We start from the raw sequence: 14,565 nt of genomic DNA on the forward strand, positions 1-14,565 counted from the left end.
GTTTCGAATTCCAATACCATGAGATTTTCTGACGTTCACAAGCCATCTTTTCTAGATCATACTTCCCTCTCCCACACCTAGTCACTGACTACTATTTTTGAGTCCAGCGTATGCATAGGTTCGATTTCTGGGACACTCTTTTTCCGTCACCACCCTAAAGTAAAAGCGATGCTCCCGCCCATCCTTGGCATTTTCCTTGTTTAAGACAAAGTAGTTTTTCTGATTCATCGCCATGGTGCGTAGGATGTCATCAATCAAAAAAGTCAAAGGCACATTCATAGCAGAGTATTTTTGAAAATCCTCTTCAAAACGAATATAGGCTTCTGAAAAATAATCCATCTGCAGTTTGTTTTCATACAACTCTTTTCTAGTCATAAACTCCCTCCTCCCACAGTCGAATTTCGAGGACATCTGCTAGCTCTACCAGCCTATAGCCCTCATTGGTCCTAATAGATAGAGTTTGAGATGATAATTCGCTCACCTCGCCGACGATAGTGGCTTTCTGTTTCTTTCCCTTGACAACAAAGCATCCCTTTAGTTGCCCGACATAAAGCTGCGAAAGCAAGAGTAACTTCTCAACGGGATTCAAACTCGTCGAAAAAGCAACCCGATTTTTTTCTTCACCGAGTGAACTAGTATGCTCTGAGAGGAAAAAGCCCATCCACTTCTGCATCCCTGGATCTTGATAGTCACGCGCAGATGGAAAGGGTAAATAAGAACGATCAATCATTTTAGTCCATCTAATCCTCCAGCAGAATGGCCCCCAATCAGCTTGCTTCTGGCAAGACTCCTAGAGGCTTCTTCCAGTGCATTGGCCTTTAAAAGGGACGTAAAACCAAATTGTTCCCGAATGGAGTCAATGGCTGTCTGGAGCCTTTCTTCTTTTTCTAACTTGTCAACATCATCAAAGAGGGAGATCAAACCAAAAGACTCGTCCACAAATCCTGAATAGTTGACTCCGACACTTCTGACCGCTCCAGAAGTATATTTATTATGAAATAGCTTCAAAACATAATCCGTTAAGACAGCTGTATTATTGGTCGGTTCGACCTTCATTTGTGTGTGAATAGACGACCTAACCTCCTCTTTAGAGAAACCAATATAGATAGAGACAAGGGTTGTCTTCTTGCCCGCCCTTCTCAGCCTAATAGCCACCTGCTCCGCCATTTCGCGGAGAATAATTTCAATATCCCGTAGCTTTACATAGTCTCTCGGCAAGATTTGAGAATTTCCTAACCCTTGGGACTTGGCTTTATAGGGCCTGTGAACATTGCTCTCATCAATCCCGTTAGCATGAAACCACAAACGCAGGCCAGCCTGACCGAGAGCTTTCTGTAGCTGGTCTGGATTACTGGTGGCCAATTCTCTGATGGAAAAAATCCCCAGAGTATGCAAGCGTTTCTCCATCCGCCTGCCAATCCCCCAAAAGTCCGTCATCTTGGGAATGGCCCAAACCTTCTCTTCCACATCCTGGTAAGACCAGTTGGCCCTCATGGTCGGAGTGTGCTTGGCCTCATTATCCAGAGCCAACTTGGCCAGTAAGGGATTGGCATTGGACATACCCACCGTAGAGTAGATCCCTGTCTGCCTCCAAATATCCCTCTGGATGCGAGCAGAAAGCAGATCCAGCTTGTCTTTGCGAGAGAGACTCTTGTCTGGGATAAAATAGTTGAGCGAACTAGTCAGGTCAATAAAGCCCTCATCGATAGAATAAGGATAAATATCATCTGGACTACCATAATTTTGAAAGATTCGCTGGATTTCCATATTGACTGCTATGTATTCATCCATCCTAGGTGGCACGATCAGGGTCACTTGAGCCCAATCTTCGATGTAGCGAACATAGTCTAAATCAGTAGGCAAGCCTTGCTTTCGAGCATTGTAATAGGAAAATTTGCGCGTTTTGATATCAAAAGGCAGATCATAGGCCCGGCCAACATTGGACTTACCAAAAATCTTCTTAAACATGGGAGAGGAAGCTAGGATAAGACCAGTAGAATTATCCGCGCGACTCATGACACAAAGCGAGGTCTTCAGCGGATGCAATCCCCTTTTCACACACTCGACACTGGCATAAAAAGATTTCATATCGACAAAGGCAATATCACTTTTGGGCTCTCTGGAATAATCAAAGTAGCCCATAGGCTAACCCTCCATCGGCACAAAATTCCCAACGATAATCCCCACAATCCGAGGATCTTCTTCATAGGAGATGAAAATGTCCTTGTATTTAGGATTGATCGATACCAGACGCAAGCCATCTTCCTCCCGATAAACCCGTTTGATATAGGTCTGGTTGTTGCAGACCACTGCATAAACTGCTCCGTCATAGTCAAATCCCGTCTCTCGAATCAGAGCCACGGAGCCATTTTGATATTTAGGTTCCATGGAGTCCCCAGCCACCCAGGAAGCAAAATCGTGAGCTAGTTCCTCATTAAAGTAAACCGTATCAAAATTCTGGTCACCGTAGACCGATGCCCCGATTCCTGCTGACATGCGTTCATAGACATGATACTCGTAGAGACGCTCTGGCATGGTCGTCACTTTCTGAGCTTGTTCCTCTTGAGCTAGGTTGCGAGCATAGAGAACAACCTTTTCCTTCCCTTGGTTAGATAAGCTATTATAAAGACGGACAATCTCAATCTGGGTGAAATACCCTTTTGCCACTTTTAAAATCTTCTCTAGCTGAGCAACCTTCTCCTTGGATGGTTCCTTAATCCCGCGTTCCCAAGCGGAGTACGCCTGAAAACTAATCCCCAGTTGCTCTGCAATCTTTTTTTGTGTCAGTTTTAGCTCTTTTCTACGAGCCTTGAGTTTTTCTGGTTGGTACATGATTCATCTCCTAGTGTGATGCTTTAATGGACATTATCTCCCTTAGAAAGACTAATCGACGGTTGAACTTACACTTTCAAAATTCAACCAATTCGGTTTAGTTTTATTATATAAAAAAAGTGAACAATTGTCCACTGAGAAAAACAAATTTTAACAGACATACCCGGAGATTCTAAACAAAAAACATCCAAGAAAACATTCTTGAATGTCCGGAAAGATTGATGACTCCATTAACCTTGTCAGTAGACTAGAAATGATGATATTATGGCCTCGTTATCTCAAATACTGCTGTATGAATCCACTCATTATGAATTTGTAAATCATTTTCTATCATTCTACTAAAGGTGAAGCCATTTTTTAAAAGCACCCTCTGAGAGGCTAGATTACTCGTTGCCGTTCCTGCAATGACTCTATTGAGACCATAAGTCGTGAAAGCTTTTTCTAAAACGAGCTTAACCGCTTCGCTGGCATAACCTAAATTGCTAACATTTTCCCCAATTCTGTACCCGAGCTCTACTGTTTTTCGATCATTCTCTAAGACACTTAAATTGATTCTGCCGACCATCATACCTTGCGAATCTCTAATAAGATGCATGTAGACATCCCGATTCGTTTGTTCCGTTAACAATTCCCTCGTAATTTCTTTAAAACCTTCTAAATCAAAATAGTTAGCTGGTCTAGGAGGTAGATTTCGTTCAAAATACTCTCGATTTTCTTTTTCAAAAGAATAGACATCTAGACTATTTTCTTCAGACAACAGCTCTAAACTAATCATTGTAAATCATCTCCCGTCATTATCTGCATTCAACATTCTTCTCATGTTTACACAAAGTGAAATTTAAAGAATTTAAAGAAATCCTTTTGTTTTCTATATAGTTTCTATATTATAACACAAAATACTATGGATAAGCATAATATTCAAGGCGCCACACTAGCAAAACTAGCTGGAGTTTCGCTTGAGGCCATTTCAGAAGCTCTTACTCATAGTGATAAAGAAATTACAAAAACTTACGTTAATACCAAAGATAAAGTCAATCAGACTGTAGGTGCTATTGCATTTCGTAGTTTAAAAAATTGATGGTGTGAATTTGGTGTGAAAAATGGTGTGAATTTTGCTAAAAATCATCAAAAAAACACCCCATGGCGTGAACCATGAAGTGTTGTAAATGTTGTATCGTAGCTGGTTCTTAACGTTTAGAGGCAACTGACTTTGTCAGGTTGCAGCCACATTTGTAAGCGACTAAAGTCGCAACAACTGTGTCAATTGCACCAATTTAGTATGAAAATATAAAAAAGAACACCCCAAAAGGTGCTCTTTGTAAGTATAGTAATTCTTTCGAATTAACGTTTACTAAATTGTGATGCTTTACGAGCTTTCTTAAGACCTGGCTTCTTACGTTCAACTTTACGTGAGTCACGTGTAAGAAGTCCTGCGCGTTTCAATGAATCGCGGAAGTCTGGGTCTACTTGAAGAAGGGCACGAGCGATACCGTGACGGATAGCTCCTGATTGACCAGCGTATCCACCACCTACAACGTTAACGAAAACGTCGTATGAACCTACAGTTGAAGTAACTGCGAATGGTTGGTTGATAACAAGACGAAGGTCAGCGTGTGGGATGTACTCTTCAACATCTTTTTTGTTAACAGTGATTTTACCAGTTCCTGGAACAAGGCGAACGCGTGCAACAGCGTTTTTACGACGTCCAGTACCTGCATATTGTGCTTGTGACATACTTTATTGTTCCTTTCCTTAGATAAGTCCTGAAATATCAAGAACTTCTGGTTGTTGTGCAGCGTGAGTGTGCTCAGCTCCAACGAATACTTTCAATTTCATACCTTGAGCACGGCCAAGAGTATTGTGTGGGAGCATACCTTTAACTGATTTTTCGATCAAACGTACTGCATTTTTAGAACGAAGTTCACCAGCAGAGATTTGTTTCAATCCACCTGGGTGGTTTGAGTGAGTGTAGTAGATCTTATCAGTTGCTTTTTTACCAGTCAATTTAACTTTTTCAGCATTGATAACGATTACGAAGTCACCTGTATCAGTGTGTGGTGTGAATGTTGGTTTGTTTTTTCCGCGAAGTACGCTAGCAACAACTGCTGAAAGGCGTCCAAGAGGTACATCAGTTGCGTCAACAACGTACCATTTGCGTTCTACTTGGCCTGGTTTAGCCATGAATGTAGTTTTGTTCATGATTTCTCCTATATGAATATCGTTTTTGTTTACAGGGCGGATGTTCCGGTCCGCGGGGTATTTGAAAGGTTCCGGGGCCTTACAAATGGGGTAAACAATACCGTCTACTATCATACCAAATTTTACTACTAAAAGTCAATAGATATGTAAAATATTTTTACCGATTTCGCTGTTTAACATCTAGAAAAACCTCGCTTTCGCGAGGCTCTCCTATTTGTAAGCTAAGGCACGTTTAAAGGTTTTCCAGATTCCCAAATCATCTGTTTGAAGGACTAGGCTGGCATACATACGTCCGATAAAGACTGTCGCAGTGACTGCAAAAGCAACCGTTATGGCAAGAGAAATCCAAGCTTCCAGACCACTTGCATAACCATTTATAGCTCTAAACGGCATAAAGAAGGTCGAAATGAAAGGAATGTAGGAACCAATTTTCAGAACTAAATTGTCCCCGGCAGCACCTAGAGAAGTCACACCGACAAATCCTGCTATAATCAAGATCATCAATGGCGACAAGGCCTTTCCTGAATCCTCAGGGCGAGAAACCATAGATCCTAGGAAGGCTGCTAAAACAACGTACATAAAGAGACTAACCAAGACAAACAATAAGGTATTGAGCGAGAAGGCCTCTCCTAGATGATTTAAAATCCCAGATTGTGCCAAGATAGGGATGTCTTTAAAGAGCAGAATGGCAGCAAGTCCACCCACGACGTAAATGCCAATATGAGTCAAAATCACAAGAAGCAGAGCCAACATGCGAGCGTAGAAATAATGACTAGCTCGGATACTAGAGAAGACCACCTCCATGATTTTGGTTCCTTTCTCGCTAGCCACTTCTTGAGCAGTGACGCTAGCATAGGTAATCAAAATCATATAAAGGAAGAAACCAAGCCCTGCGGCCGCAATGGTTTGAACAATTTTTTTGTTTTCCTTGGATTCATCAATCTTCTCAGTAAAATCAACGGTTTGACTCAGGCGTTTTTCCTGTTCCTGAGACAAATTGGCTGCTGAGCGATTGAGTTGGTATTGCAGTTCATTTAACTTATTGGTTACTGCTAGTTTGATGCCACTTTCAAGAGAGGTTTCACCATGATAGACGGCTTTGAGGACACTGTCCTCTTGGTCAATGGTTAGATAACCCTTGATTTTCTCATCCTTGATAGCAGCCTGGGCACTGGTTTCATCCTTGTAATCAAAGTTGATACCATTGGTACCCTTGAGCCCTTCTTCCACAGATGGCACCGTTGTCACTACTGCTATCTTGCTATTCTTGGCCATAGAAGACCCTTGGAGATAACCGATTCCTACAGATAAGGCTAAAAAGAGGAACGGCGAAATCACCATAAAGAAGAAACTCCACGACTTGACATGTCGAAGATAGGTTTCCTTCATTACAACCCACATATTTCTCATACTTCCACCCCTGATTCTAGTTTAAAGATTTCATCGATTGTTGGAGCTTGTTGGTCAAAGGTCGCGATATATTGACCTTGAGTCAGGATTGGGAAGAGTTCCCTTCCAGCGCTCTCGTCATCGAGGATCAATTTCCAACTACCTTGCTTGGTCAAGCTCACCTGTTTGACATGAGGAAGATTTTCCAATTCTTCCTTACTTCGTTCACTTGAAACAAAGAGACGCGTTTTCCCGTATTGATTGCGAACTTCTTGGACCGGTCCATGCAAGACTACACGCCCATCTCGAATCATCAGGATATCATCGCAAAGCTCCTCGACATTAGTCATAACATGGTCAGAAAAGATAATGATTGCACCGCGCTCTTTCTCTTTCAAGATGACCTGTTTGAGCAACTCAGTATTGACTGGATCCAAACCACTAAAAGGTTCATCCAAGATAATCAAGTCAGGCTCATGGATCAGGGTGATAATCAGCTGAATTTTCTGCTGATTCCCTTTGGAGAGGCTCTTGATTTTGTCGGTCAATTTGCCCTTCACTTCCAATTTTTCCATCCATTGAGGGAGTTTTTCCTTGACTTCCTTAGCATCCATGCCCTTTAGAGTCGCCAAGTAGCGAACTTGCTCAAGGACTGTCAATTTAGGCATAAGGCTGCGTTCCTCAGGCAGATAGCCAATCCGAGCGTAGGTCTCCTGACGAATCTCCTGCCCATCCAGAATGATCTCTCCTTGATAGTCCAAAAATTTCAACATACTGTGGAAAATCGTTGTTTTCCCAGCACCATTTTTCCCTACCAGTCCCAAAATTCGTCCTGGACTTGCCTGAAAATCGACACCAAACAAGACTTGCTTGGAACCGAAACTTTTCTCTAGATTTCTTACTTCTAGCATTTTCCACCTCCGAAATATGTTGCACTTATTATACTCCTTTTTGATAGCCTTTACAAGGATTTATGTACATTTTTATCTTGTTCATCCTTCCTTAAAAACTAAACTCTCTAAGGATTTTGAGTACCCAAGTGATAGAACAATTATAGCCCATTAAAGTGCATACAGGTGCTCTTACTCCTCAATTGTCCATTTTTGATCCTGAATTGTCATTTTGAAAAGCAAAAATCCACCCCGAAGGATGGATTGATGAGTTAACGTACTTCTGCATTCACTTTTTCTTCGAGTGATGCTTGGATTTTTTCCATGTAGCGTGCGACTTCTTCGTCTGTTAAGCTATCTTCTGGATTTTGGAAGGTCAAGCTATAGGCCATTGACTTCATTCCAAGTCCCAGTTTTTCACCTGAGAAGACGTCAAAGAGTTTGATATCTGTCAAACGTTTCACGCCTGCAGCTTGGATAGCATCTACAACTTCTTGGTGAGTCACTTCTGCCTTGAGGAGTAGGGCCACGTCACGACTGACTGCTGGGAATTTGGTGATTTCCACAAATGGAGCAGCTGGTTGAAGGGCAGCTTCGATGGCTGAAAGATTGAGCTCCGCTACATACGTTTCTGGAATATCATAAGCCTTAGCAGTGACTGGATGCACTTGCCCAAGGAAACCAAGAACTTGGTCACCAAGTGAAATCACAGCTGTACGACCTGGGTGAAGACTAGCAATCTCAGCTGTTGCTGTATAGGTCACTTCTAGCCCCAAGCGAGTAAATAATGCTTCTAGGATTCCCTTAGCATAGAAGAAATCAACTGGAACTGCTGCTGTTTGGAAATCTTTTTCAGCCACCAAGCCTGTCAAGGCAAAGGCAAAGCTGTTGATTTCATTTGGAAGTTCTTCTTTTGGATTACCTATTTGTTCAAAGACTTTTCCAATCTCGTAAAGGGCCAAGTTTTTATTCTTACGAGCCACATTATAAGCCACCGTATCAAGGATACCTGAAATCATATTTTGACGGAGAACTGAACGGTCCACAGTCATTGGCCACATGAGTTCTGTCAGCTTGCTTGGTTGAGCTGTGAACTCAACCGCTTTTTCAGGCGTTGTTAGAGCGTAGGTGATGATTTCTGTCAATCCTGCTCCTTCGGCGATGGTACGAACTTGACGGCGAAGTTTTTGTGTCGCAGTCAATTCACCAGCTGTACCGTCATCTTTCGGAAGACTAGTTGGCAAACGATCGTAACCATAGATACGAGCGATTTCTTCAAAGAGGTCAGCTTCGATGGTGATATCCCAACGACGACGTGGTACGCTGACTGTAAATGATTCTGCATTGCCAGAAAGGCCAAAGCCAAGACGACGGAAGACATCTTCGACATCAGTGTATGAAAGCTCCGTACCAAGGACGCGGTTAACGTCTGCAAGAGTCGAAGAAACTTCCACATCAGAAGTATCAAGCTCACCTGCTGAAACGATACCTTTACGCACCGTCGCACCTGCAAGATCAGCAATCATGCTAGCTGCCGCATCAAGGGCTTCGTTAACAGTTGCCACATTGATACCTTTCTCAAAGCGAGAAGACGACTCAGAACGAAGGTTGAGGCGACCGCTAGTCTTACGAATCGATTTGCCATTGAAGACAGCAGCTTCAAGGACAACACGACTAGATTTTTCAGAGATTTCTGTAGCCTGCCCGCCCATGACACCTGCAAGAGCTACTGGCTTGTCTGCGACAGTGATGACTATGTCATTTGTTTCCAAGTCACGTTCTTCACCGTCCAAGGTCACCAATTTTTCACCAGCACGCGCTTCACGCACACGGATGTCAGTCCCTTCAAAGGTATCCAAGTCAAAGGCATGCATTGGTTGACCAAAGTAGAGCAGGATGTAGTTGGTTACGTCTACGACATTGTTAATCGGACGGATGCCTTCGTTCATAAGGAGGTTTTGCAACCATTGTGGACTTGGTGCGATGGTTACATTGTCCAAGATACGGGCTGCATAGTATGGCGCCTTGTCTGTGTCAATGCTGACAGAAAGAGCATCTGCTGCAGCTTGGTCTGTTTCTGTTAAACTGAATTTTTTAAAGTTGACTGCCTTGTCATAGATAGCTGCCACTTCGTACGCTACTCCACGCATAGATAGAGCATCTGCACGGTTTGGTGTGATAGAAAGTTCGATGATTTCATCGTCCAAGTCTAAGTAAGAAAAGACTTCATCCCCTGGAACAGCATCTTGAGGCAAGATTTGGATGCCATCTGCAAATTCCTTCGGTACAACTGAGTCAGAAATCCCCAACTCACCAAGTGAGCAGATCATTCCGAGTGATTCCAAACCACGGATTTTTCCTTTTTTAATCTTGTAGTTGTCCGCAATGCGAGCACCTGGAAGAGCCACCATAACCTTGATGCCTGCACGCACATTTGGCGCTCCACAGACGATTTGACGGGCTTCTTCTTCACCCACATTGACTTGGCAGACATGCAAGTGTGTTTCGGGCACATCTTCACAAGACAAGACTTCACCGACGACAATTTTTGAGAGACCAGCAGCAGGTGATTCCACACCTTCTACTTCGATCCCTGTAGTTGACATTTTTTCAGCCAACTCTTGTGATGGCACATCAATGTCCACCAATTCTTTTAACCATTTATAAGATACAAGCATAATTTAGTTCTCCAGAATGACAGTTGCCACTCTAGTTCTTTTCCTTTCCTATCATTTCAATAGAAGAATCATCTTCTTACCTTAATTTCTTTTTCAGTAACCAATCCGTATCTACTTTTTCCCCAACCATAAAACTATGTTGGCTAAATTTTTCAAAACCATATCGATTATAAAATGCTTGAGCTTTTGTATTATGTTCCCAAACACCTAGCCAAGCCCAGGAAAAACCATTTTTTTCGGCAAGTTCCAGAGCGAATTCAAACAGTTGCTTACCAAGTCCAAATCCTTGGTATGTTTGTAGCACATAGAGGCGCTGAATTTCAAAAGCGTTCTCTAATTCTCTCTCAGTTTGAGCATTTCCCCAGCTGACTTTGAGAAAACCAGCTATCTCCTCTTCATGCATAATGAAATAGGTTTCGGATTCAGGATTTTCCAACTCAGTTGACAAAACTCTCAGACTATAAGCCTCTTCAAAGTATTCCTGTAACTGCTCTTCCGTATTATCATGAGCAAATGTTTCACGAAAGGTTTGTTTGGCAATTTTGGCCAACACCCCAACATCGGCCTTTTCTACTTTTCTAAGCATTATTTAAACTGTTCTGCGAAGCGGACATCTCCTTGATAGAATCCACGAATATCGTTGATCCCGTAACGGAGCATAGCGACACGTTCTTGTCCAAGACCAAAGGCAAAACCAGAGTAAACCGTTGCATCGATTCCACTCATTTCAAGGACACGTGGGTGAACCATACCGGCCCCCATAATCTCGATCCAACCCGTTTTCTTACATACGTTACAGCCTTCTCCACCACACTTGAAGCAAGAAACATCCACCTCAACAGACGGCTCTGTGAATGGAAAATAGGATGGACGTAGACGGATCTGACGCTCTTCACCAAACATTTTTTGGACAATCAACTGAAGCGTTCCTTGAAGATCTGCCATAGAGATGTTTCTCCCAACAACCAAACCTTCGATTTGGTGGAATTGGTGACTATGGGTTGCATCGTCCGTATCACGACGGAACACACGTCCTGGTGAGATCATTTTCAAAGGACCTTTTGAAAAATCATGAGCATCCATGGCACGCGCTTGAACTGGAGACGTGTGAGTACGAAGTAAGATTTCTTCTGTGATGTAGAAGGTGTCCTGCATATCACGGGCTGGGTGATCTTTCGGAAGGTTCATACGTTCAAAGTTGTAGTAGTCTTGCTCCACTTCAAAACCATCCACGACTTGGTACCCCATCCCGATGAAAATATCTTCGATTTCTTCACTTGTTTGTGTGAGAACATGACGGTGACCAGTCGCAACTGGGCGGCCTGGAAGTGTCACATCAATACTCTCGCTTGCTAATTGTGCAGCAACTTTCTTTTCTTCCAAGAGCTTAGCTGTTTCTTCAAAGGCTGCTGTCAAGATATCACGCGCTTCATTGACATGTTTCCCGATGATTGGGCGCATCTCAGCAGAGACATCTTTCATCCCTTTGAGGATTTCCGTAAGCGACCCTTTTTTACCAAGGACAGAGACACGCAAATCTTGCATCTCTTTTTCATTTTCAGCAGTAATCTGCTTCAAGCTAGCCAGCGTTTCTTCGCGAAGCGCTTTTAATTGTTCTTCAATAGTTGACATAATTCCTCCATCAGTCGCTTATCAGATAAAAAGAAAACCACATGCCAAAAACTCCACTCGGAGCGTTGACACGCGGTACCATCCGTTTTCATCTGACAAGTCAGACCTTCATTTTCAAATCCATGTGCAAGTGAATTCACCCAGCTTTCATATAGAGAGCTTGCAGTCACGGCTCTCCTCCCTGATATACTTCCCCTGAGTTACTAGTCTTGCAGATTTCTATTCAATTACTACATAGTTTATCAGATTTTTAGTTAAAAAACAAGTTAGATTAGACTAATTTCAGTATAAAAAGGAACAAAACACAATGCATTATCTATTTGCAGGGTCTGTTTCATCTACTTTCCTTTTCAATAAAAGAGTTGCTGCTTGATTAAAACCATCACACCAGTTATACCATTTTGTTTCATACTCATCTTGAGCTAGGATACGGTCTTTTAAATCCAAAACAGAGTAAATCTTTCTTTCCTCGCAAGCTTGCGCATAGAGATGATACAGTTCATCGCCACCATCTCTATCCCACTCAGCAGAAATCGTATCCCGACCTGCCAATAAAGCCTGATAAGCCCTGTGATGCCCGTCTGTAATCAACAAGCAGTCTCCGAATGCAAGAACACTGATTGGAGCAACATTGATTATTTCTACCGACTGATAAAGTATCTGGATATCTTGTAACTTCTTTTCTGATAAGTATAGTTGAGTCGGATGGAGATCTGTTATATTGACTTTCATTTCTTTCTCCTCAAGGGAATTTGATACTCACTTCTGCTTGCCTTTAAATCGCCATTGGAAGCGAAGCTTGTCATAGAAGGGAAATTCGATAAACAAGGCTCCCAAGCCCACACAGAAACTGGCGAGAACATCAGATGGATAGTGAACCCCCAGATAGATCCTTGATACTAGCACACTGACTAGGTAGAGGCCAAGGACGATTTGCACGATCTTTCTCCAAACCGGATCTTTAATCCGCTGACTGAGAATGACAATCAAAGTCCCTACCATCAGCGTCACTGCCAGAGAATGGCCACTTGGAAAAGAAAATCCTTTCTCCTCTACCAGATGTAAGATAGCTGGTCGTGGGCGCTGGTAGATGTTTTTAAAGGTCACGATTAAAAGACCAGCTAAGGCTAGATTACCCGCCATGAAGTAGCTTTCTATCTTCCACTGCTTACGATAAAAGATAAAAGCTGTGATAGCAACCCAGGTGATAATCACTGGGATATCAATCAAATGCGTAAGGGCACGGAACAAAACTGTCAAATAATCTGGCAGGTCCCCACGAATAGCTGTCTGAAGCGGTTGGTCAAAGTCGACCAGCGTTTCGGGGTAAAACTTAACCATGTAGCCAAGAAGGACGAAAAGTAAAAGGGCAAAACTGCCCTTCATTAAAAATGTTTGTTTATCTCTCATAATGTTTTAAGGTTGGTTTCAAGAGGACGTATAACAACCAAAATGAAACGGCAAAGATGAGACCTTCAATCAGGTTAAAAGGTAGAACCATGGTCATCAAGTAGTTAGAGAGTCCTAGGATTTCTCCAATATCAAAGTTGGCAAACTGCGCGTACAAAGGAACCGCATAGACATAGTTGAGAACCAACATAGCCGTAGTCAATCCGATGGTTCCCGCTAGAGATGCTAGTAGGAAACGAAGGGTGCTGCGTTCCTTTTTCCAAATCAAACCAAAGGCGATAACAAAAACTCCCAAAGCTATGATATTCATTGGCAGGCCAATGTAAGTGTTCACTCCTTGGCTATTCAGAAGCAACTTCAAGAGTGAGCGCATCAAGAGAATCCCTAGAGCGGCAGGCAAATCCATCACCACCAAGCCCACAAGGACTGGCAAGATACTAAACTCGATCTTGAGGAAGGTCGCCGCTGGCAAGAGCGGAAAGTCAAAGTACATCAGCACAAATGAAATGGCTGATAAAATCGCAATGGTCGAAAGTCGACGTGTGTTTGTCATAACAGGTTCCTCCAATTTTCTATAAAATCAGAAGAAGTTGGAAAGGATCCCTCTATCTATTCTCACTTTTTATATCCCAAAAGTCCCCCTCACTCTGTTGAGCAAGCGGTTACACTTCATCTATAAACTCATCAGAACAGACAAAGTCATTCTTTCGTCTTCTCCCATCCAGACTATACTGTCGGTTGTGGAATCGCACCACATCAGCTTGCGCTCGCGGACTTCTTTAACTAAGATATTTTGGATTAATCTAGGCGTCGCAGTCGAAGATAATACTTGAGTATATCGAGACAAGACAACGAAGAGTAAGCCAAAATAGCTAGTTAAAGTCACCGCCGGTCGGGAATCTCACCCAGCCCTGAAGACCCTTTAATCTTAACAAAAAACGCTTGCAAGTGCAAGCATTTTGATTATTTCAATTTATCTGCTTCATAGGTGTGAACAAGCTCAAGACCTGCAAAGTTCTGCTGACGGAGAGCTTCGTAGACGATCATGCAGACTGTATTCGAAACATTGAGACTGCGGACATGTTCATCGTTCATAGGAATACGGAGAGCTTTCTCAGGATGTTCTCTCATAAAGTCCTCAGGTAAGCCCTTATCTTCACGTCCGAAGAGAAAATAATGATCCTCATCGCTTGCCAAATTCGCCTCAGAATAGACCTTTTCTGCAAATTTGGAAATCAGATAGAGTTTACCCTTCATCTGAGACATGAAATCTTCCAAACTGTCGTAAAAATAAATCTCAAGCTTATCCCAGTAATCCAAACCAGCCCGCTTCATCTTGCGGTCATCAATAGGAAAGCCCATCGGTTTGATGATGTGGAGGGGAGAATTGGTGGCAGCGCAAGTACGCGCAATGTTGCCCGTATTTTGTGGAATCTGAGGTTCAAATAAAACAATGTGATTTGTCATAATTGGCTTCCTTTTATCATTGCAAAAAAATAGCCACACTGCCCGGAGTCAAGCTCAGCAAACAGCGT

General features: G+C 42.7%; 16 protein-coding genes, 1 pseudogene and 1 riboswitch. Of the genes and pseudogenes, 1 reads left to right on the top strand and 16 read right to left on the bottom strand.

Annotated elements, in window-relative coordinates:
* Window positions 1-81: 81 nt before the first annotated feature.
* The 5 genes from B7708_RS05555 to B7708_RS05575 all read right to left on the bottom strand — a co-directional run bounded on the left by B7708_RS05555 (window position 82) and on the right by B7708_RS05575 (window position 3,607).
* Window positions 82-375: a DUF5960 family protein gene (locus B7708_RS05555; RefSeq protein WP_061418039.1), complete on the bottom strand. Its 294-nt coding sequence runs from the start codon at window positions 373-375 to the stop codon at window positions 82-84.
* A complete protein-coding gene (locus B7708_RS05560; RefSeq protein WP_084974355.1) occupies window positions 368-730 on the bottom strand; it encodes a hypothetical protein in 363 nt (120 codons plus the stop codon). Before B7708_RS05560 ends, B7708_RS05555 begins: the two co-directional genes overlap by 8 nt.
* Entirely contained in the window at window positions 727-2,142 is a 1,416-nt protein-coding gene (locus B7708_RS05565) for a Y-family DNA polymerase (RefSeq protein ID WP_084974357.1), read from the bottom strand. Before B7708_RS05565 ends, B7708_RS05560 begins: the two co-directional genes overlap by 4 nt.
* 3 nt (window positions 2,143-2,145) lie before the next feature.
* A complete protein-coding gene (locus B7708_RS05570; RefSeq protein WP_084974359.1) occupies window positions 2,146-2,832 on the bottom strand; it encodes a LexA family transcriptional regulator in 687 nt (228 codons plus the stop codon).
* 262 nt (window positions 2,833-3,094) lie between these two features.
* Window positions 3,095-3,607: a GNAT family N-acetyltransferase gene (locus tag B7708_RS05575; protein ID WP_084974361.1), complete on the bottom strand. Its 513-nt coding sequence runs from the start codon at window positions 3,605-3,607 to the stop codon at window positions 3,095-3,097.
* A 147-nt stretch (window positions 3,608-3,754) separates the two neighbouring features.
* On the opposite strand from B7708_RS05575, the pseudogene B7708_RS09800 reads away from it, so the two are divergent.
* A pseudogene (locus B7708_RS09800) lies at window positions 3,755-3,910 on the top strand (site-specific integrase); the annotation flags it as partial.
* A gap of 263 nt (window positions 3,911-4,173) precedes the next feature.
* Here the strand turns inward: B7708_RS09800 and rpsI are convergent.
* From rpsI to B7708_RS05630, 11 genes are all read right to left on the bottom strand, one after another.
* Entirely contained in the window at window positions 4,174-4,566 is a 393-nt protein-coding gene (gene rpsI, locus B7708_RS05580; RefSeq protein ID WP_000075973.1) for a 30S ribosomal protein S9, read from the bottom strand.
* Between the two features lie 18 nt (window positions 4,567-4,584).
* Window positions 4,585-5,031, bottom strand: coding sequence for a 50S ribosomal protein L13 (gene rplM / locus B7708_RS05585; protein WP_001044624.1), 447 nt, complete (start codon window positions 5,029-5,031; stop codon window positions 4,585-4,587).
* Window positions 5,032-5,241: 210 nt separating this feature from the next.
* Window positions 5,242-6,441 carry an ABC transporter permease gene (locus B7708_RS05590; RefSeq protein ID WP_001245396.1) on the bottom strand — a complete coding sequence of 400 codons (1,200 nt, stop codon included), beginning with the start codon at window positions 6,439-6,441 and terminating at the stop codon, window positions 5,242-5,244.
* Complete coding sequence (locus tag B7708_RS05595) at window positions 6,438-7,331, bottom strand: ABC transporter ATP-binding protein (RefSeq protein ID WP_000895267.1); 894 nt, start codon at window positions 7,329-7,331, stop codon at window positions 6,438-6,440. Before B7708_RS05595 ends, B7708_RS05590 begins: the two co-directional genes overlap by 4 nt.
* 251 nt (window positions 7,332-7,582) lie before the next feature.
* Entirely contained in the window at window positions 7,583-9,988 is a 2,406-nt protein-coding gene (gene pheT, locus B7708_RS05600) for a phenylalanine--tRNA ligase subunit beta (RefSeq protein WP_084974363.1), read from the bottom strand.
* Window positions 9,989-10,064: 76 nt separating this feature from the next.
* Window positions 10,065-10,574, bottom strand: a complete 510-nt coding sequence (locus B7708_RS05605) for a GNAT family N-acetyltransferase (RefSeq protein ID WP_084974365.1) — start codon at window positions 10,572-10,574, stop codon at window positions 10,065-10,067.
* The gene (gene pheS, locus B7708_RS05610; protein WP_084974367.1) at window positions 10,574-11,620 is read right to left on the bottom strand and encodes a phenylalanine--tRNA ligase subunit alpha; all 1,047 of its coding nucleotides are present in this window, start codon (window positions 11,618-11,620) and stop codon (window positions 10,574-10,576) included. The genes B7708_RS05605 and pheS overlap by 1 nt, the downstream gene beginning before the upstream one ends.
* A 312-nt stretch (window positions 11,621-11,932) precedes the next feature.
* Window positions 11,933-12,352, bottom strand: a complete 420-nt coding sequence (locus tag B7708_RS05615; RefSeq protein WP_084974369.1) for a chromosome partitioning protein ParB — start codon at window positions 12,350-12,352, stop codon at window positions 11,933-11,935.
* A gap of 27 nt (window positions 12,353-12,379) precedes the next feature.
* Window positions 12,380-13,030, bottom strand: coding sequence for a phosphatase PAP2 family protein (locus B7708_RS05620; RefSeq protein ID WP_142358275.1), 651 nt, complete (start codon window positions 13,028-13,030; stop codon window positions 12,380-12,382).
* A complete protein-coding gene (locus B7708_RS05625) occupies window positions 13,020-13,583 on the bottom strand; it encodes an ECF transporter S component (RefSeq protein ID WP_084974373.1) in 564 nt (187 codons plus the stop codon). Before B7708_RS05625 ends, B7708_RS05620 begins: the two co-directional genes overlap by 11 nt.
* A 152-nt stretch (window positions 13,584-13,735) precedes the next feature.
* A riboswitch (FMN riboswitch) is annotated at window positions 13,736-13,953 on the bottom strand.
* Between the two features lie 40 nt (window positions 13,954-13,993).
* Entirely contained in the window at window positions 13,994-14,497 is a 504-nt protein-coding gene (locus B7708_RS05630) for a tRNA (cytidine(34)-2'-O)-methyltransferase (RefSeq protein WP_084974375.1), read from the bottom strand.
* Window positions 14,498-14,565: the final 68 nt, after the last annotated feature.

This window comes from Streptococcus oralis subsp. dentisani (assembly GCF_002096615.1).
Taxonomy (GTDB): Bacteria; Bacillota; Bacilli; order Lactobacillales; family Streptococcaceae; genus Streptococcus; species Streptococcus oralis_U.

What these genes read in the sequence shown, in the direction of transcription:
- pheS (WP_084974367.1), bottom strand. Translation starts at nt 11,620, where the DNA reads ATGTCAACTATTGAAGAACAATTAAAAGCGCTTCGCGAAGAAACGCTG.
- B7708_RS05575 (WP_084974361.1), bottom strand. Translation starts at nt 3,607, where the DNA reads ATGATTAGTTTAGAGCTGTTGTCTGAAGAAAATAGTCTAGATGTCTAT.
- rplM (WP_001044624.1), bottom strand. Translation starts at nt 5,031, where the DNA reads ATGAACAAAACTACATTCATGGCTAAACCAGGCCAAGTAGAACGCAAA.
- B7708_RS05570 (WP_084974359.1), bottom strand. Translation starts at nt 2,832, where the DNA reads ATGTACCAACCAGAAAAACTCAAGGCTCGTAGAAAAGAGCTAAAACTG.
- B7708_RS05565 (WP_084974357.1), bottom strand. Translation starts at nt 2,142, where the DNA reads ATGGGCTACTTTGATTATTCCAGAGAGCCCAAAAGTGATATTGCCTTT.
- B7708_RS05620 (WP_142358275.1), bottom strand. Translation starts at nt 13,030, where the DNA reads ATGAGAGATAAACAAACATTTTTAATGAAGGGCAGTTTTGCCCTTTTA.
- B7708_RS05630 (WP_084974375.1), bottom strand. Translation starts at nt 14,497, where the DNA reads ATGACAAATCACATTGTTTTATTTGAACCTCAGATTCCACAAAATACG.
- B7708_RS05560 (WP_084974355.1), bottom strand. Translation starts at nt 730, where the DNA reads ATGATTGATCGTTCTTATTTACCCTTTCCATCTGCGCGTGACTATCAA.
- B7708_RS05605 (WP_084974365.1), bottom strand. Translation starts at nt 10,574, where the DNA reads ATGCTTAGAAAAGTAGAAAAGGCCGATGTTGGGGTGTTGGCCAAAATT.
- pheT (WP_084974363.1), bottom strand. Translation starts at nt 9,988, where the DNA reads ATGCTTGTATCTTATAAATGGTTAAAAGAATTGGTGGACATTGATGTG.
- B7708_RS05625 (WP_084974373.1), bottom strand. Translation starts at nt 13,583, where the DNA reads ATGACAAACACACGTCGACTTTCGACCATTGCGATTTTATCAGCCATT.
- B7708_RS05615 (WP_084974369.1), bottom strand. Translation starts at nt 12,352, where the DNA reads ATGAAAGTCAATATAACAGATCTCCATCCGACTCAACTATACTTATCA.
- B7708_RS05590 (WP_001245396.1), bottom strand. Translation starts at nt 6,441, where the DNA reads ATGAGAAATATGTGGGTTGTAATGAAGGAAACCTATCTTCGACATGTC.
- B7708_RS05595 (WP_000895267.1), bottom strand. Translation starts at nt 7,331, where the DNA reads ATGCTAGAAGTAAGAAATCTAGAGAAAAGTTTCGGTTCCAAGCAAGTC.
- B7708_RS05555 (WP_061418039.1), bottom strand. Translation starts at nt 375, where the DNA reads ATGACTAGAAAAGAGTTGTATGAAAACAAACTGCAGATGGATTATTTT.
- rpsI (WP_000075973.1), bottom strand. Translation starts at nt 4,566, where the DNA reads ATGTCACAAGCACAATATGCAGGTACTGGACGTCGTAAAAACGCTGTT.